Genomic DNA, 4,569 nt, shown 5'->3' on the forward strand with positions numbered 1-4,569 from the left:
ACGCCGGAGCGGGTTATTTAAGCCAGCCCAGTCCGTGCTGATTCCCGCTGAGATCTGACCCGGGCGGGTAGGATGGGGATGCGGACGAAAACTTGGACTGATTTTTACACTTTAAGCCCAAGACTCTCCCGATATTCGATAGGGCTGAGAGAGCCAAGAGAGATCTTGATCCGCTTTTTATTGTACCAGCGAATGTAGGAATCGACAGCTTCAACGAATTGTTGAAGCGTAGTTGTCGTCCAGTCTCTGGGGCGTCTCTTCGATGGTTTTGTCGAATACACCAAACGCGTCTCCCCGACTTGCCTCGTGCACCTGGAGCGCTGCCGCTACAGCGTGCCTGCTTCCTTTGCCAACCGTCCGGTCAGTATTCGCGTCTACCCCGACCGGCTGGTGATCGCCGCGGAAGGTCAGATCCTCTGCGAGCATCCTCGCATCATCGGCCGCTCTCATGGCGCCCTAGGGCAGACGGTGTACGACTGGCGTCACTACCTTGCGGTGCTCCAACCTAAGCCTGGAGCCTTGCGGAAGGGTGCGCCGTTCCAGGAGCTGCCGGATGCCTTCAGACGGCTGCAGCAGCGGTTGATGCGTGCCCCTGGCGGCGATCGCGAGATGGTCGGGGTCCTGGCGCTTGTCCTGCACCACGACGAACTGGCCGTCCTGGACGCCGTCGAACTTGCTCTGGAGGACGGGGTTCCCTCCAAAACTCATATCCTCAACCATCTCCACCGCCTGACGGATAGCAAGACACCTATCCCAACTCCGGTCAGAGCGCCGCAGGCCTTGGTGCTGAGCCAGGAGCCGATCGCCGATGTCGGCCGTTACGACAGCCTTCGGCAGGACGGGGATCCTGTTTGCCGATTCATGCGACTCGCACTTCGATACATCGATGTCGCCGGAGGGCCGTCCACCCTTTAACTGCCGTAACGAGTCTCAGGTTAACTTTCAAACCTCGCTCTGCAGGATAATCTCGCCATTAATTGTCGGTCGACAAAGGTCATGCGGTTAGCCCAGGTACCCGATGCTGTTCAGCAGCCGCACGAGCGTGGCGGCCACCGCGTCGATGCGTGCGTCAGCGATGCCGACGCGGCGCCCGATGAATAGGCGGCCATTTTCGAGTGGCGGCGAGGCCTCCATGATCCGCACGTCGCCGCCGATCGCGTAGCGCTCGGCCATTTGGCGCGGCAACAAGCCGGCGCCGATTCCGCCGGCTACCAGCTCCCCGATCAGTGGCACGCTGGTGCAAATCGAGAGGCGCTCCGGCGTCAGTCCGGCCGTGGCGAACCAGCCGGCGATCTGCCGGTGCATGGCCGAAGGCGGTGGGTTGGAAATCACCGGCCGCGGCGCCAGAGCAGCCGGGGTCAGTGTGGCGTCAATGTCCCAGCACGCAGGGATCGCCCAGGTGGTGGGCTGGGAACCAAGCGGCTGCATGGCCAGCTGTTCGTCCCCTATGGGGTTGAGCATCACCGCCACGTCCAGCGTGCTCATCAGCAGCGCTGCCTCCAGCATGTAGCTGGTGGTCACCACCCATTCCGGGCGCAGCGCCGGGAAATCCGCCTCCAACGCCCGCAACAGCGGTGGCAGGCAGGTGACCGCGAAGCCGTCGGCCAAGCCGACCCGAATCACCCCGGCCACGTCGGCGATGGGTGCCTGGCCCAGCATGGCCGTCACCTCGCCGATGACGGCACTGGCGCGCGGCAGCAGTGCGCGACCCTCCGGCGTCGGTCGCAAACCGCGCGCCGTGCGCTCCAGCAAAGGCGTTCCTATCGCCTCTGCCAGCTCCTTCAGCCGCAGGGAAATGGTGGGTTGGGAAATATGCAGATGCGCTGCCGCCCGCAGGGCCGAACCCAGTTGGGCGGTCCAATAAAAGGCTTCCAGCTGGGGAATGGTGACCCGCATATTCAGAATTTTCAATATCGCTGCTTAGAAACAACTCATTTGATTGGCTCCGTCAATGACGGAAGATGATGCTGGAACAGGCGGCGCCAGCCCGCCGACGGGAGGACAGGACGATGGGCGACCGGCCCGACATCATCGCCAAGGCAGCACGGCGGATCCTGCCGATCGTCCTGCTCTGCTACATCGCGGCCTTTCTGGACCGCGTGAATATCGGGTTCGCGGCGCTGACCATGAACAAGGACCTGGGCTTCTCCGCCTCGGTCTTCGGCTTCGGAGCCGGTATTTTCTTCCTCGGCTACGTTGTCTGCGAACTGCCCAGCAACCTGCTGCTGGTGCGCTTTGGCGCCCGCGCCTGGATTGCGCGGATCATGATCACCTGGGGCATCCTCTCGGCGGCTACCGCCTTCGTCTGGAGCCCGGCGAGCTTCTACATCGTGCGCATCCTGCTGGGCGCCGCGGAAGCCGGGCTCTTTCCGGGCATGATCTTCTTCCTCACTTTGTGGTTCCCGCGCGCCTGGCGCGGCCGGATGTTTGCCACTTTCAACATCGCCGTGCCGCTGTCCTCCATTATAGGCGCGCCGGTCTCCGGTCTCATCCTGACTGGGCTGAACGGCGCTGCCGGCCTTGCTGGCTGGCAATGGGTGTTTTTGCTGGAGGGCCTGCCCGCCGTCGTCATGGGACTGGTGGTGATGGTAGCGCTGCCGGGCGAGCCGCGTGCGGCCACCTTCCTAGAACCCGAGGAGCGCCTATGGCTGGCGGGCCGGGTCGCCGCCGAGCGGGCGGAGCAGGAAGCCGTTCAGCACTTCGGGGTGCTGCGCGCGCTCACCGACCCGCGGGTGCTGCTGATGTGCGTTATCGCCGTGGGCCTGGTCTGGGGCACGACCGGAATCGCGATCTGGATGCCGCAGTTCGTCAAGGCCTTCGGCCTGTCGAACCTGCAGACGGGCTTCGTCGCGGCTATCCCTCCGGTGTTCATGGCCATCGCGATGATTCTGGTGGGCCGCAGCGCCGACCGCACCGGTGAGCGCGTATGGCACACCGCCGGTCCCTTCCTAGCCAGTGCCGTCGGCTTCGTTATCGCCGCCTTCGCCGCCGGCCCGGTGTGGGGCATGGTCGGACTGACGATCGGCGCCGCCGGCATCGGTGGGGCTTCGCCCAACATCTGGATCTTCCCCAGCACGCTGCTGACCGGCGCGGCCGCGGCGGCGGGCATCGCCCTGATCAACTCGGTCGGCAGCACCGGCGGCTTCTTCGGTCCCGCGGTCATCGGTTGGATACGCGACGCCACCGGTGGCTTCTCCGGCGCCATGCTCGTGCTGGCAGCGGTCATGACGATCACCGCCCTGTGCTTGATCATCCTCGGCCGCGCCATGCGCTCCACGATCAGAGCCCACGCCGCCCCCGGCAAGCTCCCAGCGTGAAGGCATCCCTGACATGACGACGATACAGAGCATCCGCCTGTTCCACCTCTCCGCGAAACTCGACAATCCGATCGGCAACGCCGTCGTCACCTTCGACCGTCGCGATACGCTGCTCGTGCACGTGACCGCGTCAGACGGCACCACGGACTGGGGTGAGAGCTGGGCTTCCCCGACAGAGGTGGCGGGGGTGATCGGCGCGCGCCTGGCCCCGGTGCTGCTGGGGCAGAACGCGCTGCGGCCGGGCCGGCTGTGGCAGCGCATGCAGGCTGCCTGCGGCTGGGACCGGCTAGGCACCACCATGATGGCGGTGGCCGCGCTTGACATAGCTTTGCATGACCTTGCTGCGCGGCTGCAAGGCGTGCCGGTCAGCGACCTTTTGGGCGGAGTCCTGCGCGACCGCGTGCCCGCCTATGCCAGCGGGCCCTTCTTCCGCCCGGGCGGCCATCCCTTCCGCACCTACGCGGTGGAGGCGGAAGCCTATTTGCGCGAGGGCTATCGTGCGGTGAAACTGCGCATCGGCTTCGCCCCGCACGATGACGCCAAGGTGGTGCAGGATGTGCGCCGCGCGTTGGGGGAAGAAACCGGGCTGATGGTGGATTTCAACCAGTCGGTCACCCCGCGCGCCGCGCTGCAGACGGCCGGCATGATGCAGGCGGCCAACCTTATCTGGATCGAGGAACCGGCCTTGCCTGCCGACCTGGAGGGCTACCGCCTGCTGTCAGGCCACATGGCGCCGGCCCTGGCAGGGGGCGAAACCTTCGGCGCTGCCAGCCAGTTCCGGCCTTTTTTGGAGTCTAACTGCCTGGACGTGCTGCAGCCCGACATCGCCCTATGCGGTGGACTGTCGGGCGTCGCCCGCGTGGCCATGCTGGCGGAACTTTTCGCGCGGCCGCTGCTGCCGCATGTCTGGGGCAGTACGGTGAATTTCCACGCCGCCCTGCACCTGACCGCCTGCCTGCCGGCCGTGCGGGGCGGCGGCTTCTCCCCCTTCCCGTGGATGGAGGTGGATATGGGACCGAACCCACTGCTTGATCTGTGCGGCCGGCCAGCGCCTGGGGCGGACGGCATGCTCGGGGTTCCACAGGGTCCGGGTCTGGGCTGCGACCTGACCGCAGAGGCGATCGCGCCTTATGTCGTCTGGAGCCGGGTAATCGAGATGGAATGAAGGCTCCTCTTTCTTCCGGGCGATTGACCCCGCTGCCGAAGACAAGTTGCTCGCTGATGCGCGAGCAAATCGGCGCCCAGCGTGTGA

At 65.4% G+C, this 4,569-nt stretch carries 3 protein-coding genes and 2 pseudogenes; 3 read left to right on the top strand and 2 right to left on the bottom strand.

Features of this window, described 5'->3' with window-relative positions:
* Positions 1-104 precede the first annotated feature (104 nt).
* A pseudogene (locus VL752_RS09725) lies at positions 105-251 on the bottom strand (IS3 family transposase); the annotation flags it as partial.
* On the opposite strand from VL752_RS09725, the pseudogene VL752_RS09730 reads away from it, so the two are divergent.
* Positions 250-915: pseudogene (locus VL752_RS09730) on the top strand (Mu transposase domain-containing protein); the annotation flags it as partial. The pseudogenes VL752_RS09725 and VL752_RS09730 overlap by 2 nt on opposite strands.
* Positions 916-1,002: 87 nt before the next feature.
* Here the strand turns inward: VL752_RS09730 and VL752_RS09735 are convergent.
* A complete protein-coding gene (locus VL752_RS09735) occupies positions 1,003-1,896 on the bottom strand; it encodes a LysR family transcriptional regulator (protein ID WP_325354591.1) in 894 nt (297 codons plus the stop codon).
* A 113-nt stretch (positions 1,897-2,009) separates the two neighbouring features.
* Here VL752_RS09735 and VL752_RS09740 point away from each other — a divergent pair, with 113 nt between their 5' ends.
* Positions 2,010-3,317 (top strand): MFS transporter, encoded by a 1,308-nt coding sequence (locus tag VL752_RS09740; RefSeq protein WP_325354593.1) that lies wholly within the window; start codon positions 2,010-2,012, stop codon positions 3,315-3,317.
* 13 nt (positions 3,318-3,330) lie between these two features.
* On the top strand, positions 3,331-4,482 hold the full coding sequence (locus VL752_RS09745) for a mandelate racemase/muconate lactonizing enzyme family protein (RefSeq protein WP_325354595.1): 1,152 nt from the start codon (positions 3,331-3,333) through the stop codon (positions 4,480-4,482).
* Positions 4,483-4,569: the final 87 nt, after the last annotated feature.

Source organism: Acidisoma sp. (assembly GCF_035492295.1).
In the GTDB taxonomy this organism is placed as follows: Bacteria; Pseudomonadota; Alphaproteobacteria; order Acetobacterales; family Acetobacteraceae; genus Acidisoma.

What these genes read in the sequence shown, in the direction of transcription:
- VL752_RS09735 (WP_325354591.1), bottom strand. Translation starts at nt 1,896, where the DNA reads ATGCGGGTCACCATTCCCCAGCTGGAAGCCTTTTATTGGACCGCCCAA.
- VL752_RS09740 (WP_325354593.1), top strand. Translation starts at nt 2,010, where the DNA reads ATGGGCGACCGGCCCGACATCATCGCCAAGGCAGCACGGCGGATCCTG.
- VL752_RS09745 (WP_325354595.1), top strand. Translation starts at nt 3,331, where the DNA reads ATGACGACGATACAGAGCATCCGCCTGTTCCACCTCTCCGCGAAACTC.